This is a genomic window from Dyella sp. C9, from assembly GCF_003332825.1.
In the GTDB taxonomy this organism is placed as follows: domain Bacteria; phylum Pseudomonadota; class Gammaproteobacteria; order Xanthomonadales; family Rhodanobacteraceae; genus Dyella.
The window spans coordinates 89,084-109,799 of the sequence record NZ_QIRF01000002.1; the positions used below are offsets into that span (position 1 = coordinate 89,084).

Below are 20,716 nucleotides of genomic sequence, written 5' to 3' on the forward strand. Positions count from 1 at the left end.
GTCGGCCTATTTCGCCCCCAGCGGCAGCAACAGGCTCACGCGCAGGCCGCCTTCCTCGCGGTTGGCCAGCCCGATGCGGCCGCCATGGGCCTCGACGATCTCACGCGCCAGCGCAAGCCCCAGGCCGGTGCCGGAACGCTTGGTGGAATAGAACGGCAGCAGGGCCTGGGCCAGCACGGTCTCGCTCATGCCCGGGCCATGATCGGCCACCTCGATACGCAGGTCACGGCCGATCACGGCCAACGACAGCGTCACCTCGTCATCGGCGCTGCCCGATTCGTGCGCGTTCTTCACCAGGTTGATCAACACCTGCTCGATCTGCGCGGCGTCGAACCAGCCAGGTTGCTCGGGCAGCGAGCCACGCAGCTGGAACTGGCAGTGCAGCGACAGGCTGTCGAGGAACGGCTTCCACTCGATCGACACCGGCTGCGGCGCGGGCAGCTTGGCGAAGCTCGCGTAGCCGGCAATGAAGCCGTGCAGGTGGCGCGCACGCTCGCCGATGGTGGCGAATACGCCTGGCAACCGGTTGGCATCGCCGCGGCGCGCAAGCTCCGCGCCGGAATGCGCGAGTGAGGAGATCGGCGCCAGCGAATTGTTCAACTCGTGGCTGATCACGCGTATCACCCGCTTCCACGTCGCCACTTCCTGGCGCGACAGCTCACGCGTCATGCGGCGGAACAGCTGCAGTCGATGCGGCCGTCCCTGCAGGCGGAAGCTGCGCTGCGACAGGTGGAAGGTTTCCTCGCCGCCATCCATCTCCACCGTGAGCAGCGCGTCCTCGCCGCCCTGCACGGCGCGGCGCAACGCCTCGGGGCTGTCGTTGATCAGCTCGGCGAATTCCAGGCCATGCAGCGAGCGGCCTTCGTTGAACAGGTGCCGCGCGGCGATGTTGGCGTAGGTGACGCGGCCCGAGGCATCGGTAAGCACCAGCGCCACCGGGGTGTTCTGCACCACCGTATCGAGCAGCAGCTCGCGCTGTGCCAGGTTCTGCCGCTGTTCGCGCAGGGTCTGGCCCAGGGCGTTGTGCATGCGGATCAACTGGCCCAGCTCGTCGCTGCGGGTCGCCGCAATGGAGAAACTGAAGTCCCCGTCGCGATAGCTGGCCACCGCGCCTTCCTGCGCGCGCAGCAGCTTGGTGATCGGCGACATCACGCGATGTCCCAGCCACAGCGACAACGGCAACAGGAAGGCCACCGAGATCAGCAGGCCGCCGTAGAAACTGAAGTGCGCAGGGGCACCGAGGTCCAGGCTGAGATCGTGCCGCATCCATACCAGCAACTGCGGCAACGGCCATTGCGTGACGCCGGCATAGATCAGCGCGCCGGCCAGGCCGGCCAGGCCCAGCAACAGCACCATGCGCGCCTCGAGCGAAGTCAGGCCACGCAGCATGGCGGCATCTCCCCTGTGGACATCCGTTTCAATGGCACCCGCTGGCCGGCCCCATCGGCACGCAGTTCACATGAGGGCCGTGGCCGTTGTTGATGATCACGCGGATCGGCGTCTGGTCGGGCGGCGCGTTGTCGCTGGGCGCCTGCCCGCTGAAATTGAATCGCTTGGCATTGTCTGCCGCCGTGCTCAGTGCGTCGCGGTAACCCTCGTGACTGCTCGACGCCGGCGCCGGCAACGCCCAGATGCCGCCCGGTGGCGGCACGCCGGGTTGCACTACGCCCTGCGCCACGGCGCAGGTGCACAGCAGGCTGGCGGCGAGCAGCAGGTGGCGACAGCGCATCGGATACTCCAACGGCACCTGCCACATCATCCTCGCCCACGGCACCGCCGGCAATCGCCGCGCACCGGGACCAGCGCCGCTCAGTTGGCCTGAGCCAGGCCATAGCGCTCCATGCGTCGATACAGCGCCTGGCGGGACAGGCCCAGCGCCGTGGCGGCCCGGCTGACCACGCCACCGGCCTTGTCCAGGGCCGCTTCTACCGTCTCGCGGCTGGGCTCGTCGAGGTTGCGCACGGCCGACGCGGCGACCTGGGGCAGGTTGAGCTGCTCGGGCGCGATGCGTCCATCCGCAGCCAGCAGGGCCGCGCGCTCGATCGCGTTCTTCAGCTCGCGCACGTTGCCAGGCCACGGGTAGGACAGCAGCGCATCTCGCGCAGCGTCCGTGAGTTCGGCGCGGCCGCCGAGGAAATACTCGGCCAGCGGCAGGATGTCGTCGACGCGCTCGGACAGCGGCGGCAGGTTCACCTCGATCACGTTGAGGCGGTAGTAGAGGTCTTCGCGGAACGTGCCGGCGCGAATCATCGCCTTCAGGTCAGCATTGGTCGCGCTCAGCACGCGCACCTTCACGTGGCGCGTGCGGCCGGAGCCCAGTCGCTCGAACTGGCCGGTTTCCAGTACGCGTAGCAGCTTCACCTGGCCCGACAACGGCAGGTTGCCGATCTCGTCGAGGAACAGCGTGCCGCCGTCCGCCAGCTCGAAGCGCCCTTCGCGCGCCTTGTTGGCGCCCGTGTAGGCACCGGCCTCCGCGCCGAACAACTCCGCCTCGATCAGCTCACCCGGCAATGCGCCGCAGTTCACCGCAATGAACGGGCCGCGCCGGACACCCGAGTTGGCATGCACGATGGCGGCGATGCGCTCCTTGCCGGCGCCGTTGGGACCGGTGATCAGCACAGGCACGTCGGAGCGCGCCACCTGGCAGGCCAGCTCCAGCGTGCGTGCCATGGCCTCGGAGGCGAACACCAGGCTGTCCAGTTCGTAGCGGCGCTGCAGGTCCTCGCGGCGACGGCGGCGCTCGTTGCGCGCGCGCGCCACCTCTCGCGTGGATTCGGACAGCTCCAGCAGGTTTTCCACCGTGGCCAGCAGCTTGGCATCGTCCCACGGCTTGGCGAGATAGTCGGCGGCACCCGCCTTGACCAGCTCCACCGCCGTTTCCAGGTGCGTCCACGCGGTCAGCAGGATCACCGGCAGGTCGGTGTGCCGCTGGCGGATGGCACGAAACAGCGCGATACCCTCCTCGCCCGAGGTGGTGTCCGCGGTGAAATTCATATCCTGGATCACCACGTCGATCCGCTCGCTCTCCAGCAGCGCCAACCCCTGCTCCGGGGTGAGTGCGATCAGCGGGCGGATCTCATGCAGGGATAGCGCGAGCGAGAGCGCCTCGCCCACGGCCGGGTTGTCGTCGATGATCAGTACAGTTCGCATTCGTCGCTTGCACATATGGACGTGGATGCATCTCCACGCCAAAAGGTTGCCATGGTCGGCGACATTCGTCGCGGACCCCCCAATAGGCTCAACCGCCCGGAGCAGAAGCCGCCGCGGCGGGTGGCGCGGTGGCCGCCGCCAGTTCGCGGGCCCCTTCGGCCAGTTGCACCGTCTGCTCGACGCCCGCGCGGCGAACCGTCAGCGCAACGGGTGCCGCATCCGCCCCGTGCAACTGGACCAGCAGCTCGGACACGCTGCGGACCGGCTTGCCATTGGCGGCGAGGATCTCATCGCCCTTGGTGAACCCCCACAACGCCGCCGGCACCACCGAAATCACGTCGACACCATCCTTGCCCCTGCTGGTGACGAGGTGCAAGCGGCGCCCCTCGCTGCGCCAGCGCAAGCTGTTGTCGCTCTGGAACACCAGCCGATGCGGAGTGGCCGCGGCCGTGCTTCCCGCCGCGGCGGAGGACGACGCAGGGGCGGGTGGCCTGGCCAGCAGTGCCCTCGCCTCCACCGCCAGCGTCACGTCACGCTCCACACCCCCGCGGCGCAGCCTGAGCGGCATCGGCGCATCCCCGTGCGCCTGCAGTGCCGCCAGCAGGTTGGCCACGTTGTCCACCGGATGCCCATCCGCCTGCACGATGATGTCGCCCTCGGCCAGGCCCCACAGGCTGGCCGGGGTAACGCCAAGGACATCCACACCACCCTGCCTGTCGGCCGCCAGGTGCAGATAGCGGCCGTTGTCGTGCCAGCGCAGCGTGCTGTCGGACTGGTAGGCCAGGTGCCCCGCCAGCACGACCGCGGGCGATGCGAGCATCGCCAACAGCAGCAGTGTCCTTGTCGTTCCTCTCATGCTTGCCTCCGCAAGAGCGCGCCGCCCGGAGGCGGCGCGCGGTGACTCAGGACTTGGGATGCGCCGGCGCCTTGCCGGCCTTCACCGACGCGATCCAGGCGTCCGTGCGGGCTTCCAGCACGTCCAGCGGCAGCGCGCCGCCACCGAGGATCTCGTCGTGGAAGGCGCGGATGTCGAACTTGTCGCCCAGTTCCTTCCTGGCGCGCTCACGCAGCTCCAGGATCTTCAGCTGGCCCATCTTGTAGGCCAGCGCCTGGCCCGGCCAGGTGATGTAGCGGTCGGTCTCGGCCTGCACGTCCGGCTCGTCCTCGCTGGAGTGCTGGTGGAAGAAGTCCACCATCTGCTGGCGCGTCCAGTGCTTGTAGTGAACACCGGTGTCGAGCACCAGGCGGTCGGCGCGCAGCAGCTCGTCCGACAGGCGGCCGTAGTCGGACAGCGGATCCTTGTAGAAGCCGATGTCCTTGCCCAGGCGCTCGGCATACAGCGCCCAGCCCTCGATGTAGGCGGTGTAGCCCGCCTGCTGGCGGAACGGCGGCAGCTCGGGCAGGGTCTGCGCGATCGAGATCTGCATGTGATGGCCCGGGATGCCTTCGTGGTACGCGGTCGACTCGATGGTCAGCACGCTGCGGTTGGCGTAATCACCCGTGTTGACGAACACCTTGCCTGGACGCGAACCATCCGGCGTGCCCTGCTGGTATTCGGCGGCGGCGGCTTCCTTCTCGCGGAAGGCCTCCACCGGCACCACCTCCACCTTGGTCTTGGGCAACAGGCCGAACAGCTTGGGCAGCTCCGGCTGCATGCCGGCGATGTAGGTGCGGTAGCGGTTGAGAATGTCCTCGCGCGAGGTGGCGTGGGTCTTCGGGTTGCTCTTGAGCGCCGCACGGAAGCTGGCCAGGTCGGCGTAGCCCTGCGACTTGGCGATCACCGTCATCTCGCCCTCGATGCGCTTCACCTCGGACAGGCCCAGCGCGTGGATGCGCTCCGGGGTTTCCTGGGTGGTGGTCATCTGCTCCACGTCGAAGCGGTAGATCGCCTCGCCGTTGGGCAACTGCCACACGCCCGGCTCGGTGCGGCCGTGCGGCGCATAGTCCTTGGCCACGAACTGGCTGAGCTTGGTGTACGCCGGGCGCACCTGCTGGTCGATCGCGGCCAGGATGGCATCATGCAGGCGCTTCTGGTCGGCGGCCGACACCGTCTTGGGGAAATGCTTCAGCGGCTCGGCGAACACGCTGTCCATGCCGGCCGGCTGGCCGATGCTGTCGATCTGGGTGACCACCTTCTCCAGCAGGTACTTCGGCGGCATCATGCCGTCCTTCATGCCCTGGCGGGACAGTTCGATCACCTGGTCCATCAGCGCCGGCACCGCCTTCAGGCGCGCCAGGTAGTCGTCGTATTCCTTGGTGTTGTCGAACGGAATCGAGCTGATGAAGCCGGCCAGGCGCAGGTGAGCGCCGCCCATCTGGTCCAGCGGCATCTCGTCGATCTTCAGCTCGTGCGCGGTGAGCGCGTCCTTGAGCTGGCGCACCATCAGCTGCTGGTTGAGCTTGTCGTCGTCGGAGAAGCCGGTGGTGTCGATGGCTTCGAAACGGCTCAGGAAATCCTTGTTCTTCAGGTACTGCGCCTGCGCCTGCGCGGGCGACGCGTCGCTCCAGCGGCTGTTGTAGCGCAGGTCGCCGAGGATGGTGGCAAATTCAGGCTGGGTCTCGAGCGTGTACTGCCATTGCTCGGCCAGCAGCGCATTGAGCGCCTTCACCCGGGTGGGAACATCCGCCGTGGCGGCGTGTACCGAGGCGGCCGTCGCCGCCGACATCAACAAACCCGCCAACACCATGCGCGGACCAATCTTCATGGAACACCCCTCCGATTGAAATGAGCCCTATTCTCCACATGAAAGGCCTGCCCTACCCGTGCCGAAGCGCACGAACCGGCCCTGCGCCCCCGGCCCTGCGCGCAAGCCCGGCGGGCCATCGCAAGATCCCACGCCAAGACGCCCGCATCAACCATCATACGGAGCGTGTCGCCACCACTGGCGGCACCGAGGCCGCACGCATGGCGGGGCCGAGTACCGCCAACTGCCCCAGTACCCAAAGCGCCAATGCGCCGACAGGAAAATACGTCCACGGCAGGCGCGGCAGTTCGTAGTACTTCATCAGAACCAGGTTGAGGCCAAAGGCCATCACCATCCCCAACGCAATACCCGCGCTGACGATCAGGAAGTTCTCGGTCTGGAAGTAGCGCAGGATGTCCCGCCGCGTGGCGCCGATCGCGCGACGAATGCCGATCTGCTTGCGCCGCTGCTGCACCCAGAAGCTGGCGAGACCGACGATGCCCAATGCAGTCACTAGCAGCAGCGCACAGATGACGCCCACCAACATGCCAGCCATGGCACGGTCCTGGCGAAAGCGGGCTTCGCGCATCTCGCTCAACGGACGACTGAACTCGTCATCCACCACGGCATCCGGCGCGAGCCTGGCCATGGCCGCACGCGCCTCCCGCAACACGCGTGGCAATTGGGCCGGGTCCGCCTTGAGCAGATAGGTGCCGGCCAGCTTGGTTCCCGGCAAACCAGGGGCAAATACTGTCCATTCCGCCGTATTCGGGGCGAACGAGGCCGGGTCGGGCCGCACCAGGTGTTCCAGCACGCCCACCACGCGGAAGTGCAGGCGGTCGCACCAAAGCTCCTTCCCTAACGGATCGGTCCCCGGCCACAGGTGCTCGGCTAGTGCGCGCGTTACCAGCACCGGCGCGTTATCCGGCACGAAGCCGATGAAAGAGTGATAGTCGTCCGCTTGAGGCCCCCGACCAGCCACCACTCGCAAACCCATCGCCTCGAACGTACCCGGGCCGCCGATGTAGTAGTCGACGATGGCACGGGGATGGCCCGGCTCCTGCGACGTGGTGACACCGGCGGTGCCTACCTTGTCTGCGAAGGGCGCGGTATTGGTGACGGTTACCGACTGCATGCCGGCAATGCCGGTCAGCCCAGACTGCACGCGGGCATTGAGGTCGACGGCCTCGGCGTCATCGAAACCAGTGAGCTTGATCAGCGCGAGCGAAGCTTCGTCAACGCCACTGTTGACGTGCATGGCGCTTAGTCGTCCCGATATGAGAAAGGAGGCATTGCACAGCACTGCGCAAGCCAGGGCGATTTCAAGCGCAATGAGCATGGTAGCCAGACGATGGCGACGCAGGGCGGCGAGTATCGGACGAATCTGCATGACTCGGCTCCTCACAACGTCTTCAGCTGCAATCCGGGCGCGACCCGACTGGCACGGAAGGCCGGCAGCAAGCCGGCCAACAGGCTCGCTGCAATGGCCAACGCGAAGGTGGTGAGAAACATCAGCGGATCAAGATGCACCAGATCCGCGTAAGCCGCCGGCTGACGTCGCACCAGCCAGAGTCCAAGCAAGGTCAGCAGCCAACCGCCCATGCCACCCAGGAGACCGATCAATCCCGCCTCCACCAGGCATTGCGCAAACACCGCGCGACGACTGGCCCCGAGCGCGCGACGCACACCAATCTCACCCGAGCGGCGGAGGAACTTCGCCAACAGCAAGCCAATGGTGTTGAACAGGCACACGGCCAGGAAAGCGAACGCCAGCCAGGCCTGAAGGCGGACATCGCTGGGCACCACGCGGTTGTAATCCAACCACTGCATCAAGCCACGCAGGCGCGTGTTGTCTGCATGCGTAAAACGCCCCAGTCGCTTCTGCTGCACGGCATAGCCAGCCAGAAAACGGGCATAACCGCTCACCTTGGCCGGGCTGCCCAGCTGTACCCACATGGCAACCCAGGAGCAGGGCGACTCCGGCAGATGCATGAAGTTGTCAGGCACGCGCCAACAATTGAACACGTCGAACGTGTCACCGGCCACTTCGACACCCGTGAAGAACGGCAGCATCACGTCCTCCGGCCTCGCGTAGTAGCCGGCGGTATTGCCGCTGCTGAAACGGCCGCCCGCCACCTCGTAAAACTGCGGCGAGGGTCGCCACGGCCTGAGCACACCGACGATGCGCACTTCACTGCCGCGCACGCGCACGCTACGCCCCACGCTGTTGGCGCCGCCGAAGAGCTTGTCGTTGAGCTGGGCCGAGATCACCGCCACGCGTGCGCGCGACTCGTCATCGGCCGCCTGCCAACCGCCGCCGTACTGGAACGGCACGTCGAACATGGGAAAGAAATCCGCCGTGGTCGCCAGCACCCGGATCATCAACGAGGGCTGCCTCACATCAATGGCACGCAGCTTGGCCCCGGCCGTGGCCACCAAGGTCTCTCGATCGGCTCGATGCGATCGCCACAGGTCCACTGCCGAGTGGTAATCCATGACATCCGCTGGCTCCCCGTGTTCGGTCAATGACGTATCCGGGTCAACCTGTGGATAAAACAGCGTATTGCTGCGCGTGGGCACCGGGTCGCCGGACAACAGGTGCATCACCGTAAGCGTGGTCATGCTTGCCCCGATACCGGCGGCGATCGCCACCACCATCAGCGCGGTAAGCACCCTGTTGCGCCTGAGACTGCGTATGGCCAGATCGAGGTAGTACCCGAACATGTCCGTAGCCCTTTGTGTTGCGCCATCTCCTGCCGCGCAAGAGATGGCGCAAAGATCACACCGACCGTGTCGCCACCACCGGCGGTACCGCCGCCGCGCGCATCGCCGGGCCCAATACCGCCAACTGGCCAATCACCCACAGGGCCAGTGCGCCCACCGGGAAGTAGATGGCCGGTAGTCGAGGCAGCTCGTAGTGGGTCATCAGCAGGAGGTTGATGGCATAGGCCAGCACCATGCCCAATGCGATGCCGATGGTGGCCAGCACGAAGTTCTCGGTCTGGAAGTAATGCAGGATGTTGCGCCGGGTAGCGCCCAGCGCCCGGCGAACGCCGATCTGCCGACGCCGCTGCGCCACCCAGAAACTGCCAAGGCCGACGATGCCCAGTGCGGTGACCACCAGCAGGGCCACGCACACGCCCACCAGCAGGCCGGCCATGGCGCGATCGTTCCGGAAGAAGTCGTGGCGCATGTCGTCCATCACATGCTTCTTCAACACGACCCGGTGGGGGTTGATCTGCTTGAGCTTGGCGACGGCAGCAGCAAGCACGCGATCGCGGTCGTTCGGCGACGCCACGCGAATGATGTACTCACCCACGGCCATGCGTATGGGCAGGATCATGCTGTAGCTCCTGGCCGAGTCGTCCAAGATCGACGGCCGTACCAGCTCCTTGACCACGCCCACCACGGTGATGGGGTAGTCCGCCAGGTAGAGCTGCTTGCCGAGCGGCGGCTGGCCAGGCCACAGGCGTTCGGCAAGCTTCTGGGTGATCACCACGGCATGGGGTATGGCCTTGGCGTCCTTGGCCGCCGCCGCGCGCATTACGTCGTCCATGTCCATATAGTCGGTGTCCTGCAGATGACGGCCAGCGATCAACTGCGTGCCCAGCGTCTGCGCGATGTTCTCGCCGTAATAATTGGTCGCGTTGAGCGTGGAGATGCGCTGCTTGGGATCGAGCTTGATGCCGCTGTTCCATGAGGAGTTGCCGAACGGCACCTGATTGACCGAGGCCACGTCAGTCACCCCCGGAACCTGCCGCAGTGCGGCCAGATCCTCCTGCATGTGCGCCTTCTTGTCCTGGCTGGCACCGATGTCCGCCACGGCGATATGCAGCAGGCGATGCTCATCGATCCCGCTTTGCATGGCCATGCGGTCCAGCCGCTGGTTGATGATGAAGACCGCGTTGCACACGATTGCGCAGGTCAGCGCGATCTCGATGATCACCAGGAATGCGGTGATCTTGTGGCGGCGCAGGGTCGAAAGTATGGGAAGGATTTCCATGCGCGTGTCCTCACTGGCTCTTCAGTTGCAGGGCAGGCGCGATCTGGCATGCGCGCCACGCGGGCAGCAGGCCGGCCAGCAGGCTGGAGCCCACGGCCAGCAGGAAGGTAATGCTCAGCATCGAGAGGTCCAGATGTGCCAGCGCCGCATAGTCGGAGGGCTGGCGGCGCACCAGCCACAGGCCAAGGAAAGCCAGCAACAGGCCGCCCACGCCTCCCGCCAATCCGATCACGCCGGATTCCACCAGCAGCTGGGCGAATACCTCGCGCTTGGATGCGCCCAGCGCGCGCCGCACGCCCAGCTCACCGGACCGGCGCAGGAACTTCGCCAGCATCAGCCCCACCGTATTGACCAGGCACACCAGCAGGAAGCCGAAGGCCAGCCAGGTCTGCAGGCGCACGTCGCCCGGCACCACCTTGTTGATGTCCAGCCACTCCATCAGGCCCGGCAGGGCCACGTTGACCGGACGCTCGAACCGCCCCAGCGACTTCTGCTCCTGCGAGTAATGCACCAGGTAGTCGCGATAGGCCTTCACCTGGTCCGCGCCATCGAGCTGCACCCAGAACTGCAGCCACACGCACGGCTGCGTCTCCATGTGATCATCATCGCCACTGCCGGTGCCCCAGCAATCCATCGAGCCGTTGTGGTCCAGGCGCACGTCGCCCGAGGTGGTCAACGGCACGAACACATCCTCCAGCCCCGAGTAATTGCCCATGTTGATGTCGTAGAAGTGCGGATTCGGGCGCCAGCTGTCGATCACGCCCACGATGCGGAACGCGGTGTCCTTCACGCGCAAGGTCTGGCCGGTACTGTCCTTGCCGCCGAACAGTTTGTCGTTGAGCGCGCGACTGATCACCACCACGCGCGCCTTGGCATCGTCGTCGGACTCGCCCCAGGCATGACCGTACAGGAACGGCACCTGGAACATCGGGAAGAAATCCGCACTGGTGAAGCGGGCGTCGCTGTAGAACGGATCGATCGACGACTGCGCAGGCTGCACCGGTACCGCGCCGCCTGTCATCAAGGCCTGGTGTGCCGCGCGCTTGGCATGCAGCAGGTTCATGCCGTCGATCCAGGTGACCTGGTCCGGCGGCTTCTTGCCCTCCTCGTAGCCATCCATGTCGCGCGGATCGATCTGCGGGTAGAACAGCGTGCTGCTGGCGCCGGGCAGCGGGTCGCCCGACAGCACGTGCAACACCGTCAGCGTGGTCATGCTGGCGCCGATGCCCAGCGCGATGGCCAGCACCATCAGCGCCGTGAGCATGCGGTTGCGACGCAGGCTGCGTAGAGCCAGATCCAGGTAATAGCCGAACATATCTGCCTTTCTCCCCTTTCGTATTCCGTGCCGTTACACCGACCGCGGGGCTTCCACCGGCGGTACGCGCGACGCGCGCATCGCCGGCGCCAGCACGGCGCCCTGGCCCAGCAACAGCAAGATCACCACGCCCCCCAGCAAATACAGCAAGGACAGCCGCTGCATCTCGAAGCGGGTCACCAGCCAGAGGTTGATCGCCACCGCGAGCAGCATGCCTGCCAGGACCCCGCCCACGCTGATCAGGAGGTTCTCGGTCATGAAGTAATGCAGGATGTCCTGGCGCGTCGCGCCCAGTGCGCGCCGCACGCCGATCTGCTTGCGGCGCTGGCCGACCCAGAAACTGGTCAGGCCCACGATGCCGGCCGCCGTGATCGCCAGCAGCACCAGGCAGATCACGCCCATCAGTATCGCCATGCCCCGGTCGCGCTCGTAGGCACGTGCACGCACCTCCTTGAAGCTGAGCACGCCATCCTCGTCGTTGATGACGCGACGCGGGTTGTTCGCAAACAAGGCCTTGGGCGCGGCGCGCATCACGTCCTGCAGCTGGCCCGGCATGGCCCGCACAATATAGAAACCGCCAAGCGAGATCCCCAATCGCCTCGGCACGATCACCGAGCGATAGGCGAATGCCGACGCCCAGCGATCCACGCTCTGCGCCTGCAGCAGATCCACCACGCCGACGATGGTGGTCGGGCTGCCGGCGAGATAGATCGTCTGGCCCACCGCATCGCTGCCAGGGAACAGTTTGTCGGCCAGGGCCCGGGTCACCATCACCACTGGCGGCGCCAGCCGGTCGCGCACGTCCATGCCAGTGATTTCCTCGGCGCGAAAGTTGCGCCCGGCGGCCAGCTTCAGGCCCAGCGTGCCGAGGAAACGTTCGTCACCGAAGTAGATGGTGGCGCCGGAGCTGTCCTGCAGCTGGTCCGCCTTCAGCTTGACGCCGTCGTCCCAGCCACTGCCACGCAACGGGTAGGAGTTGCTCGCCGTTGCGTCGGCCACACCTGGCAGCTCGCGCAGCACGCGCAGGTCCTCGCGGATGCGCGCATCCGCCTGCGCCGGCGTAGAGCTGCCGACCCATTCGTTCTGGATCACCAGGATGTTCTGCTCGTCCACACCGGTCGGTTCCGACAAGTGGGCCAGCCGTTGCTGGATGATGAACAATGCGTTGCACACGATGGCCAACGTCAGCGCGATCTGCATCGCGATGAGGAAGGTGCCGGCCTTGTGCCGGCGCAGCGCGGAAAGTATCGGCTTGATCTGCACGATGCGCGCCTCGCCTCAGTTGGATTTCAGCTGCCAGGCGGGCTGCACTTGCGCCGCCCGCCAGGTGGGATAGAAAGCGGCCAGCACCGTGGCGGCAATGGCCACCACCAGCGTCAGCAGCACCAGCGAGACGTCCATGCGGGCCAGCTGGGCGATCTGCGGCTCGAACACCAGCCCGATGCCGAACATGCCCAGTCCGGTGAGCACCAGCCCGAGCACGCCACCGGCAAGGCCGACCATGCCCGCTTCCGCCAGGAACTGGCGATAGATGTCCGCACGCGAGGCGCCCAGCGCCCGACGAACGCCGATCTCGGGCGCGCGACGCATGAACTTGGCCAGCAACAGGCCGATCGTGTTGACCAGGCATATCACCAGGAAGCCCAGCGCCAACGACAGCGAGATCCGGCTCTCCGGCGGCACGGCGTGCTCATAGTCCAGCCAGGCAGCGACGTCGCGCAGGCGGTTGTTGGGCGGCCAGTTGAAGCGGCCTGCCGCGCGCTGTTCACGTGCATAGCCATCCAGGTACTGCCGGTAGGCCTCCGCCTGCGCGGCGGTGTCCAGCTCGACCCAGGCGCTGACCCACACGCACTCGCCGTGCAACCAGCTGCCCCAGTCGTCGCCACGCTTGCCGTCACTGCCGCAATTGTTGTTGCCGTAGGTATCGAATCGCTGCGCCACCGCATAATTGAACGGTATATAGACCTGCGCCGGCATGGCATACGCATTGCCGCTGAACATGTCGAAGAAGCGCGGCTTGGGATCCCAGTTCTCGGTGACTCCCACGATGCGATAGTGCCGATCGTCCATGGTGATTTCGCGCCCGACGCTGTTGGCGCCGCCGAACAGCTTCTGGTTCAGCGCGCGGCTGATGACCACCACCGGCTCGCGCGACTCGTCCTGTCCGGGGCCCCAGCCCTGACCGTACTGGAATGGCACGTCGAACATGTTGAAGAAGTCGCTGAAAGTGGCATAGCCAACGGCCTTGAACGGCATGCGCTGGGCGTCATCGGGCATGACCGACAGCCCCACCTGGAACAGCAGCGTCTGCCGGGGTGCCTTGTGCGCCCGCATCAGCGCCATGGCATCGGTGTAGTTGAGCGCGTCGGGCGGCTCGCCGTGGCGGTTGTATTGTGGGCCGCGGTTGTCGATCTGCGGCACGAACAGTTGAGCGGACTTCTGCGGGATCGGGTCCCCCGACACCGCACGGAACACGGCGTAGGTGACCATGGAGGCCGCCACGCCGAACCCGATCGACATGATCATCAGCGCCGTCAGCAGCGGGTTGCGCCGCAGACTTGTCGCGCCCAGTCGCAGGTTATGGAAAAACATGCCGCTCATGTATGCCTCAGTGTGCCCTTGATCCGCTGGTCATCCGTGCTCACACCGAACGCGTCGCCTCGACCGGCGACACGCGCGATGCGCGCAGCGCCGGCGCCAGCACCGCGCCCTGCCCCAGCAGCAACAACGCCACCACGCCGACCAGCACGTAGAGCACGGACAGGCGGGCCATCTCGAACTGGGTCACCAGCCACAGGTTCATGCCGATGGCGAGCACGGCGCCAACCACCACGCCGCCCACGCCGATCAACAGGTTCTCGGTGAGGAAGTAGCTGAGGATGTCGTGCTGGGTGGCGCCCAGCGCGCGGCGCACGCCGATCTGCTTGCGGCGCTGCCCCACCCAGAAGCTGGTCAGCCCCACGATGCCGGCGGCGGTGATGGCCAGCAGCACCAGGCACACCACGCCCATCAGGATGGCCATGCCGCGGTCGGCGCGATAGGCACGCTCGCGGACCTGGGCAAAGGTGCGCACACCGCGGTCGGACGGAATCACCCGCATGCGGTTGACCTTGTACAGCGCGGCCGGCGCGGCCTTGAGCAGCGCATCGAGCTGTCCGGGCTTGCTGCGGATCAGGTAATTGGTGAAGGAGCCGGTGAGGCGGAACGGTTCGATGATCGCGTTCTCGAAGAACGTGTCGGACCAGTTGCCGTTCCACGGCACCTGCAGGCGCTCGACGATACCCACCACGGTGCTCGGCTTCTTGGTGTCGCCGATGTAGATGGGCTTGCCCAGCGCCGTGCCATCGGGGTACAGCTTGTCGGCCAGCGCCTTGCTGATGATGACCACGGCCGGATCGCCCACCGACTTGGGATCGGCCTCGCCGATCTCGTCAGCCTGGAAATTGCGCCCGGCGACCAGCCTGGTGCCGAAGGTGGCCAGCGTGTGCTCGTCGCTGAAGTAAAGCGTGGTGTGGCCCTTGGGCTTCTTGTCGTCCACGTTCACGCGCACGCCGGTGGACCAGCCACCGCCACGCAGCGGATAGGAGTTGATGGACACCACGTCCTCGACGCCGGGAAGCTGGCGCAAGGCCGCCAGGTCGCCACGGATCGCGGCGCCGGTGTCCTTGTCATCCATGCCGACGTAGCGGGTGGAGATCGCCATCAGGTTGCTTTCGTCCAGGCCCGTGGGTCGCGCCACGCGGTCGAGGCGTTGATGGATGATGAACAGGGCGTTGCACACGATCGCCAAGGTCAGCGCGATCTGCAGCGCGATCAGGATGGTGCCGGCCTTGTGACGCTTGAGGGCCGCCAGGATCGGTTTGATTTGCATCATGGTCGTCGCCTCAGTTGGACTTCAGCTGCCAGGCCGGCTGCACCTGCGCCGCCCGCCAGGTGGGATAGAACGCTGCCAGCACGGTCGCCATCACGGCCACCAGCAGGGTGAGCAGCACCAGCTTCACGTCCAGCGTGGCCAGCTTGGCGATGTCCGGCTCGAACACCAGGGTCACGCCCAGCACGCCAAGACCCGTCAGCAACAGCCCGATCAGGCCGCCGGCCAGGCCAATCGCTCCGGCCTCGATCAGGAACTGCGCGTAGATCTCCTTGCGCGAGGCGCCCAGCGCGCGGCGCACGCCGATTTCCGGTGCACGCTTCATGAACTTGGCGAGCAGCAGGCCCACCGTGTTGACCAGGCAGATCAGCAGGAAGCCCAGCGACACCAGCAGCGAGACCTTGGCCTCCTGCGGCACCACCTTCTGGTAATCCAGCCACTCGGTGACGTTGCGCAGCCGCGTGTTCGGCGCCCAGTGGAAGCGGCCCGAACGCTGCTGTTCGGCGGAATAGCCAGTGAGGTACTGGCGATAGCTGTCCGCGTCGGCCGTGCTGGGCAGCTCGGCCCAGTACGCCAGCCAGATGCATTCGGAGTGGATCCAGCTGTCCCAGCCCGGGCCCGGATCCTTGTTGCAGTTGTTGTTGCCGTTGGTGGGAATCTTCAGGTCGACGGCGCGGGTGAACGGGATGAACACCTCGCTCGCATCGTCGAAACCGTTGGTGTTGACCACGTCGAAGAACAGCGGCGACGGGTTCCAGGTGTCGATCACGCCGGTGATGCGATATTGGCGGCCGTTGAGGCTGATGTCGCGCCCGACGCTGTTGGCGCCGTGGAACAGCTTGTCGTTGAGCTCGCGCCCGATCACCGCGACGTCCGCGTGGGCATTGTCGTCGTCCTGCGTCCAGGCCGAGCCGTACAGGAACGGGATGTCGAACATCGCGAAGGCGTCGGTATACCAGGCGTAGCTGTTCTCGCGGAACGGCAGCATGCTGGGATCGTTCGGCACCACCGAGAGGTCGGCGGGATACAGCACGGTCTGGTGCCGTGCGCGATGGTCGCGGATCAGGTTCATCGCGTCCGTGTAGGTCATCGCCGGCGGTGGCTCGCCCTTGTTGTCGGCCGCATCCTCAGGCCCCCAGTTGTCGATCTGCGGGACGTAGAGCACCGACGATTTCTGCGGGATCGGGTTGTTGGAGGTCGCGCGGAACACCGAATAGGTGGTCATCGACGCGGCCACGCCACAACCGATCGCCATCACCATCAGCGCGGTCAGTAGCGGATTTTTGCGCAGGCTGCGCAGGCCAAGCTGAAGGTAATAGGCAAACATGGGCGTCCGCTCCGGGGCGATGTCGGCCTCCCGCCGGGCGGGAGGCATCCTGTTCCGTGGTGTCAGGCCGGCGAGTTGGCGCGCGCCTGGTGCACCGCGTGATGGAAGCGCGGGTCCTCGGCGAGGTCGACCACCTGGCCGTCGATGATGTGCACGTTGCGCTGCGCGCGGGCGGCCAGCTCCGGATCGTGGGTCACCATCACGATGGTGGCGCCCTCGCGGTGGATCTCCTCCAGCAGCTCCATCACGCCACGGGCCATCTGCGTGTCCAGGTTGCCGGTCGGTTCGTCCGCCAACAGCAGGCGCGGCGAGCCGGCCAGCGCACGGGCGATCGCCACGCGCTGCTGCTGGCCGCCGGACAGTTCGGCCGGATAGTGCTTGGCGCGCGAGGCCAGGCCCACGCGATCGAGCGCGTTCATGATGCGCTCCTTGCGCTCGGGGGCCTTCATGCCGCGATAGCGCAGCGGCACCTCGACGTTGTCGAACACGTTGAGGTCGGGAATCAGGTTGAACGCCTGGAAGATGAAGCCGATCTTTTCGTTGCGGATGCGCGAGCGCTCGTTGTCGTTGAGGTTGCTCACTTCCACGCCGTCCAGGTGGTACTGGCCGCCGGTGAAGGTTTCCAGCAAGCCGGCGATGGTGAGGAAGGTGGTCTTGCCCGAGCCGGACGGACCGGTCACGGCCACGAACTCTCCCTCGTTCACGTTGATGTTGAAATCGCGCAGCGCGTAGGTCTCCACCACTTCGGTGCGGTAGACCTTGGACAGATGAGTCATCTTGAGCATGGTTGGCTCCTTCGTCGCCAGGGAATAGGGAATCGGGAATAGAGAATCGGTCAAGGGTGCGGCGAGCTTGTGCTCTTCACTATTCCCTATTCCCGACTCCCCATTCCCGCAACTCAGTTGCTTATCACGACGCGCTGGGCGCCCTTGAAGCTGTCGGTACCGGAAATCACGATGTTGTCGCCTTCCTTCAGGCCATCCAGGATCTCCACCTTGTCGATGCTGCTGGCGCCGACCCGGATGTTGTGCTTCTCCGCCACGCCGTCGTGCACGATGTACGCGTAGCTGCCACCGGATTCGTCGACGAACGAGCCGCGCTGCACGGTGAGCACGTTGTCGCGCTTGTCGAGCAGGATGCGCACCGAAAGGCGCTGGCTCTGGCGCAACTGCTTGGGCGTGGAGCCCTCGAAGCGCAGGCGGGCGGCCACCTCACCGTTCACCACCTCGGGCGAGATCGCGCTGACCAGGCCCTTCCAGGTGGTGCCGTTGCCACTGATCTCGCCGGACATGCCGATGCCGAGATCGCGGGCGAAGCTCTCCGGCACCTTCATTTCCACCTCCAGCGCGGATAGGTCGATCACGCTGAGCAGCTGGGCGTCCTTGGCCACGGTGGCGCGCTCGGCGATGAACAGCTGGCCGACCTGGCCGTCCACCGGCGACTTCACGTTGAGGTCGTCGACCTGGCGCTGCAGGTCCTTCACCAGCAGCAACTGGCGATCGTGCGCGAGCTTCTTGGACTGGATGTCGAAGTTGAGGCTGTCGGTGTTGGTGGCCAGGTCGGTCTTGGCGTGTTCCAGGGTGATGCGGGCCTTCTCCAGCTCATCCTTGGACTTGTCCACATTCATGCTGGGCACGGCACCCTGCGCAAAGGCCTTCTGGTAGCGGGCCAGGTCGCGCTGCGCGCCCTGCTCGTCGATCTGGGCGTTGTCGTAGGCCTTCTGCAGCTCGCCGCGCGTCTTGCGCGCATCGATCTGGGCGCGCAGGTAATCGACCTGCATGGCGTCGGCGGCGCTCATTTCCTGGGCGAGCTTGTTGGTGAGCTCGGGGCTGTCGATGACCGCCAGCACCTGGCCCTTCTTCACTGCGTCGCCGGCGTGCACCTTCAGTGTCACCGCGCCGCCGTAGACGGCGTACAAGGTGGGGCTGACCGCCGCCACCACCTTGCCCTCGGCGGCGATGTCGCGCACGAACGGGCCGCGTGACACGGTGGCGAAGGCAAGACGGGAGCTGCTCACCGAGGCATCGGCGGAAAACAGCCGACCTATGCGCGGCCCGGCCAGCGCCAGCAGCACCAGCGCGACGACGCCGGTGCCTATCCACAGCGCCCGGCGCTTGCGATTGGGTTTGACCTCGACCAGACGGTCTTGAGCGGAGGTATCGCGAATCATCGATGGGTCCCTGGCCGCGGACAATGCGGCCCCTGACCCTACTCAGCAATCCCCGTGCCAAGCGGAAATTCGCGTTTTATCGACGCTATTTCAATGACTTGTGAGCACACCACCACCAGGACGCGCTGTCCGCGGACACTGGCACGGACAGGCGGACAAGCGTCCGCGGACGGCTAGTCGCGTGCGGGCTCCAGCTCGACCGCCGCGGCGCGGGCGATCTCCTGGGCGAGGTGATGCCCCAGGGCGGACAGGGGGCCGGAGGGCAGCGTCTCCAGTACATCCAGCGCGCCCAGGCGACGCACGCGGAAGCACACCAGCTCCGCGTGGCTGGCGCGGCAGCTGACCTGCTCGGGCCCCAGCGGCACGGGTGGCAACGGGCGCGACTTGCTGAGCAGCGCATCCCACGCGAGGTAGTCGGTATCGGGCAGCAGATGCAGGCGCGCGCACGGGTGGCCGGCGGCGTCGACGCAGTCGATCCATTCGCGCGGACCATCCGCACCGATCATGCTAGACACGACCAGCTCCTGGGTTTCCAGCAGCGGGGAAAGTTCACGCCGTGCAGCGAGCCAGCCAGGCGGCAAGGCCGCATCACTGGCACTCACTGCGCAACGCGCGGGCAGATAGAGTACGCCGCCCAGCAGGGGCAGCCGCGACGCCAGTGCGGCGCCGGTCATCGGCACCGCACAACGGCTGATCGTGCAGGCCGCGGCGTGGCTGGACGGACGGATCGTGGCAAAGGCGTGGGCGAGCCAGCCGAGCATCGTCATTCTCCTTGATGGAGGCGACCCGGCTGGCGCTCCCGAGGGAGCGCGTGGCGATAGGCCTGGGCGTGACTGTTCCGGCATGCAGGCCGGAACGGAGGAGTTGGGCATCCTTGCCCCATGAAGTACTCCATCGGGGGACGGCGTTACTTGGTCAGGATCAGCTTGTCGTTGCGGGTGAGCCGCAGGTGGTACTCGTTGCCCTGATGCTGGATGACCAGCTCGCGCTCGCCCTTGAGCAGGGACTGGCTGGAAATTCGCCGAGCCGGGCCGGCAGATTCCAGTGGCGCCTTGAGGCTGAGCAGGCGGAACGGGCGTGACAGCGCTTCGGCGCCCTGGGGGAGAGACAGAACCGTCGTGGTCATGGGTGTGCTCCGCGGTCGGGGGTGACGCTCAGATGATAATAATTCTCATTTGAGTGTCAACTCCCTGATTCACGGTGCGGCACCCTGCCCCGCCTGCTCCTTCGCCAGCTTGGCGTCGAGCATACGGCTGCCTTCGGCTGCATAGGCACGGCAGGCCCCGGTGTCGATCAGCGGATTGGGCTTCTCGCCGGCATCGCGGCGAGCCACGCGCTCCAGGAAATCGCTCTGGCCCGGGTGCGGTGACATCAGGATGTCGCAGGGCAGCGCCGCCACCATGGCGATGCTGCGCCGATAGTCAGCCACGCGCTCCGGATGCGCCGGGTCGCTGTAGCGATAGCCGGAACCGTCGGCGGTGAAGGCGCCCAGGCTGTCGGCATACACCATGTGCAGGCAGCGGTCGTTTTCGCACGACTCCCAGGTCCAGCTGGTGCTGCCGGGCGTATGCCCGGGCGTGTAGTGCGCGGTAACCACCACGTCCCCCAGACGCACAACGCCATTGTCCGCAACCACATCGACATGCGGAACGGGCGGATACTCCGGCGCCTCGCCGAACTGCGGATCGTCCGGATAGTGCCCACCCAGCATCAACTCCCTGGCACCCACTGCACTGGCTACCACGCGCGCGCCGCTGTCGCGTGCAATGGCGGCGATGGCTCCGCCGTGATCGGCATGCGCATGCGTGTTGAGGATCAGCTTCACGTCCTTCAACTGGAAGCCCAGCGTCCTGATATTGGCTTCCACTTGCGCCGCGTTCTCCGGCAGCGTGCCGTCGATCAGCACCAGGCCATCCGCCGATTTGAGCAGGATGGCCGAGAGTCCCTCAGTGCCGACGTAATACGTGTTGCCGTAGATGCGAAAGGGCTTTCGCGGCCGTGTCCATTCGGGGTGGTCGGCATGGGCCGATGCAACAGCGACCAGGGCGAGGCAGCCGAACAGTGCGTGGCGTAGGGGCTTCATGCGGTGTCGTTCCTTGTGGAGGGCTCACCCATGGTGACGGATGCCTGCGAACGACCAGTACCGTGGTCAGGCGAAGCAGGGGCGAAGTCTGGCAAGCCGGGGGCAAAGCCGGT

Annotated in this window: 18 protein-coding genes; all 18 read right to left on the bottom strand. The window is 66.2% G+C overall.

All coding sequences use genetic code 11. The features are described from left to right. Positions 1–6 precede the first annotated feature (6 nt). The 18 genes from DVU99_RS02795 to bla all read right to left on the bottom strand — a co-directional run bounded on the left by DVU99_RS02795 (position 7) and on the right by bla (position 20,603). Complete coding sequence (locus tag DVU99_RS02795) at positions 7–1,389, bottom strand: PAS domain-containing sensor histidine kinase (RefSeq protein ID WP_114238685.1); 1,383 nt, start codon at positions 1,387–1,389, stop codon at positions 7–9. A 28-nt stretch (positions 1,390–1,417) separates the two neighbouring features. Further along, positions 1,418–1,729, bottom strand: a complete 312-nt coding sequence (locus DVU99_RS02800) for a hypothetical protein (protein ID WP_157971327.1) — start codon at positions 1,727–1,729, stop codon at positions 1,418–1,420. Positions 1,730–1,809: 80 nt separating this feature from the next. Next, positions 1,810–3,150, bottom strand: a complete 1,341-nt coding sequence (locus DVU99_RS02805; RefSeq protein WP_114238687.1) for a sigma-54 dependent transcriptional regulator — start codon at positions 3,148–3,150, stop codon at positions 1,810–1,812. An 88-nt stretch (positions 3,151–3,238) separates the two neighbouring features. Then, on the bottom strand, positions 3,239–4,006 hold the full coding sequence (locus DVU99_RS02810; protein ID WP_114238688.1) for a PDZ domain-containing protein: 768 nt from the start codon (positions 4,004–4,006) through the stop codon (positions 3,239–3,241). A 46-nt stretch (positions 4,007–4,052) separates the two neighbouring features. Beyond that, positions 4,053–5,855, bottom strand: a complete 1,803-nt coding sequence (locus tag DVU99_RS02815) for a DUF885 family protein (protein ID WP_114238689.1) — start codon at positions 5,853–5,855, stop codon at positions 4,053–4,055. Positions 5,856–6,009: 154 nt separating this feature from the next. After that, entirely contained in the window at positions 6,010–7,224 is a 1,215-nt protein-coding gene (locus DVU99_RS02820) for an ABC transporter permease (RefSeq protein ID WP_114238690.1), read from the bottom strand. Between the two features lie 11 nt (positions 7,225–7,235). Further along, positions 7,236–8,558 (bottom strand): ABC transporter permease, encoded by a 1,323-nt coding sequence (locus tag DVU99_RS02825; protein ID WP_114238691.1) that lies wholly within the window; start codon positions 8,556–8,558, stop codon positions 7,236–7,238. A gap of 55 nt (positions 8,559–8,613) precedes the next feature. Beyond that, on the bottom strand, positions 8,614–9,837 hold the full coding sequence (locus DVU99_RS02830; protein WP_114238692.1) for an ABC transporter permease: 1,224 nt from the start codon (positions 9,835–9,837) through the stop codon (positions 8,614–8,616). 10 nt (positions 9,838–9,847) lie between these two features. Next, positions 9,848–11,152: an ABC transporter permease gene (locus DVU99_RS02835; protein WP_114238693.1), complete on the bottom strand. Its 1,305-nt coding sequence runs from the start codon at positions 11,150–11,152 to the stop codon at positions 9,848–9,850. Positions 11,153–11,185: 33 nt separating this feature from the next. After that, positions 11,186–12,415 (bottom strand): ABC transporter permease, encoded by a 1,230-nt coding sequence (locus DVU99_RS02840; protein WP_232823420.1) that lies wholly within the window; start codon positions 12,413–12,415, stop codon positions 11,186–11,188. A 15-nt stretch (positions 12,416–12,430) separates the two neighbouring features. Next, on the bottom strand, positions 12,431–13,744 hold the full coding sequence (locus DVU99_RS02845; RefSeq protein WP_114239035.1) for an ABC transporter permease: 1,314 nt from the start codon (positions 13,742–13,744) through the stop codon (positions 12,431–12,433). 49 nt (positions 13,745–13,793) lie between these two features. Continuing rightward, entirely contained in the window at positions 13,794–15,026 is a 1,233-nt protein-coding gene (locus tag DVU99_RS02850) for an ABC transporter permease (RefSeq protein ID WP_114238694.1), read from the bottom strand. Positions 15,027–15,036: 10 nt separating this feature from the next. After that, positions 15,037–16,350: an ABC transporter permease gene (locus DVU99_RS02855; RefSeq protein WP_114238695.1), complete on the bottom strand. Its 1,314-nt coding sequence runs from the start codon at positions 16,348–16,350 to the stop codon at positions 15,037–15,039. Positions 16,351–16,412: 62 nt separating this feature from the next. Further along, positions 16,413–17,135, bottom strand: a complete 723-nt coding sequence (locus DVU99_RS02860) for an ABC transporter ATP-binding protein (protein ID WP_114238696.1) — start codon at positions 17,133–17,135, stop codon at positions 16,413–16,415. Positions 17,136–17,248: 113 nt separating this feature from the next. Then, complete coding sequence (locus DVU99_RS02865) at positions 17,249–18,520, bottom strand: efflux RND transporter periplasmic adaptor subunit (RefSeq protein WP_114238697.1); 1,272 nt, start codon at positions 18,518–18,520, stop codon at positions 17,249–17,251. A 173-nt stretch (positions 18,521–18,693) separates the two neighbouring features. Then, entirely contained in the window at positions 18,694–19,281 is a 588-nt protein-coding gene (locus DVU99_RS02870) for a hypothetical protein (RefSeq protein ID WP_114238698.1), read from the bottom strand. A gap of 146 nt (positions 19,282–19,427) precedes the next feature. After that, on the bottom strand, positions 19,428–19,646 hold the full coding sequence (hemP, locus tag DVU99_RS02875) for a hemin uptake protein HemP (RefSeq protein ID WP_114238699.1): 219 nt from the start codon (positions 19,644–19,646) through the stop codon (positions 19,428–19,430). Positions 19,647–19,715: 69 nt separating this feature from the next. Next, the gene (gene bla / locus DVU99_RS02880; RefSeq protein ID WP_114238700.1) at positions 19,716–20,603 is read right to left on the bottom strand and encodes a subclass B3 metallo-beta-lactamase; all 888 of its coding nucleotides are present in this window, start codon (positions 20,601–20,603) and stop codon (positions 19,716–19,718) included. Positions 20,604–20,716: the final 113 nt, after the last annotated feature.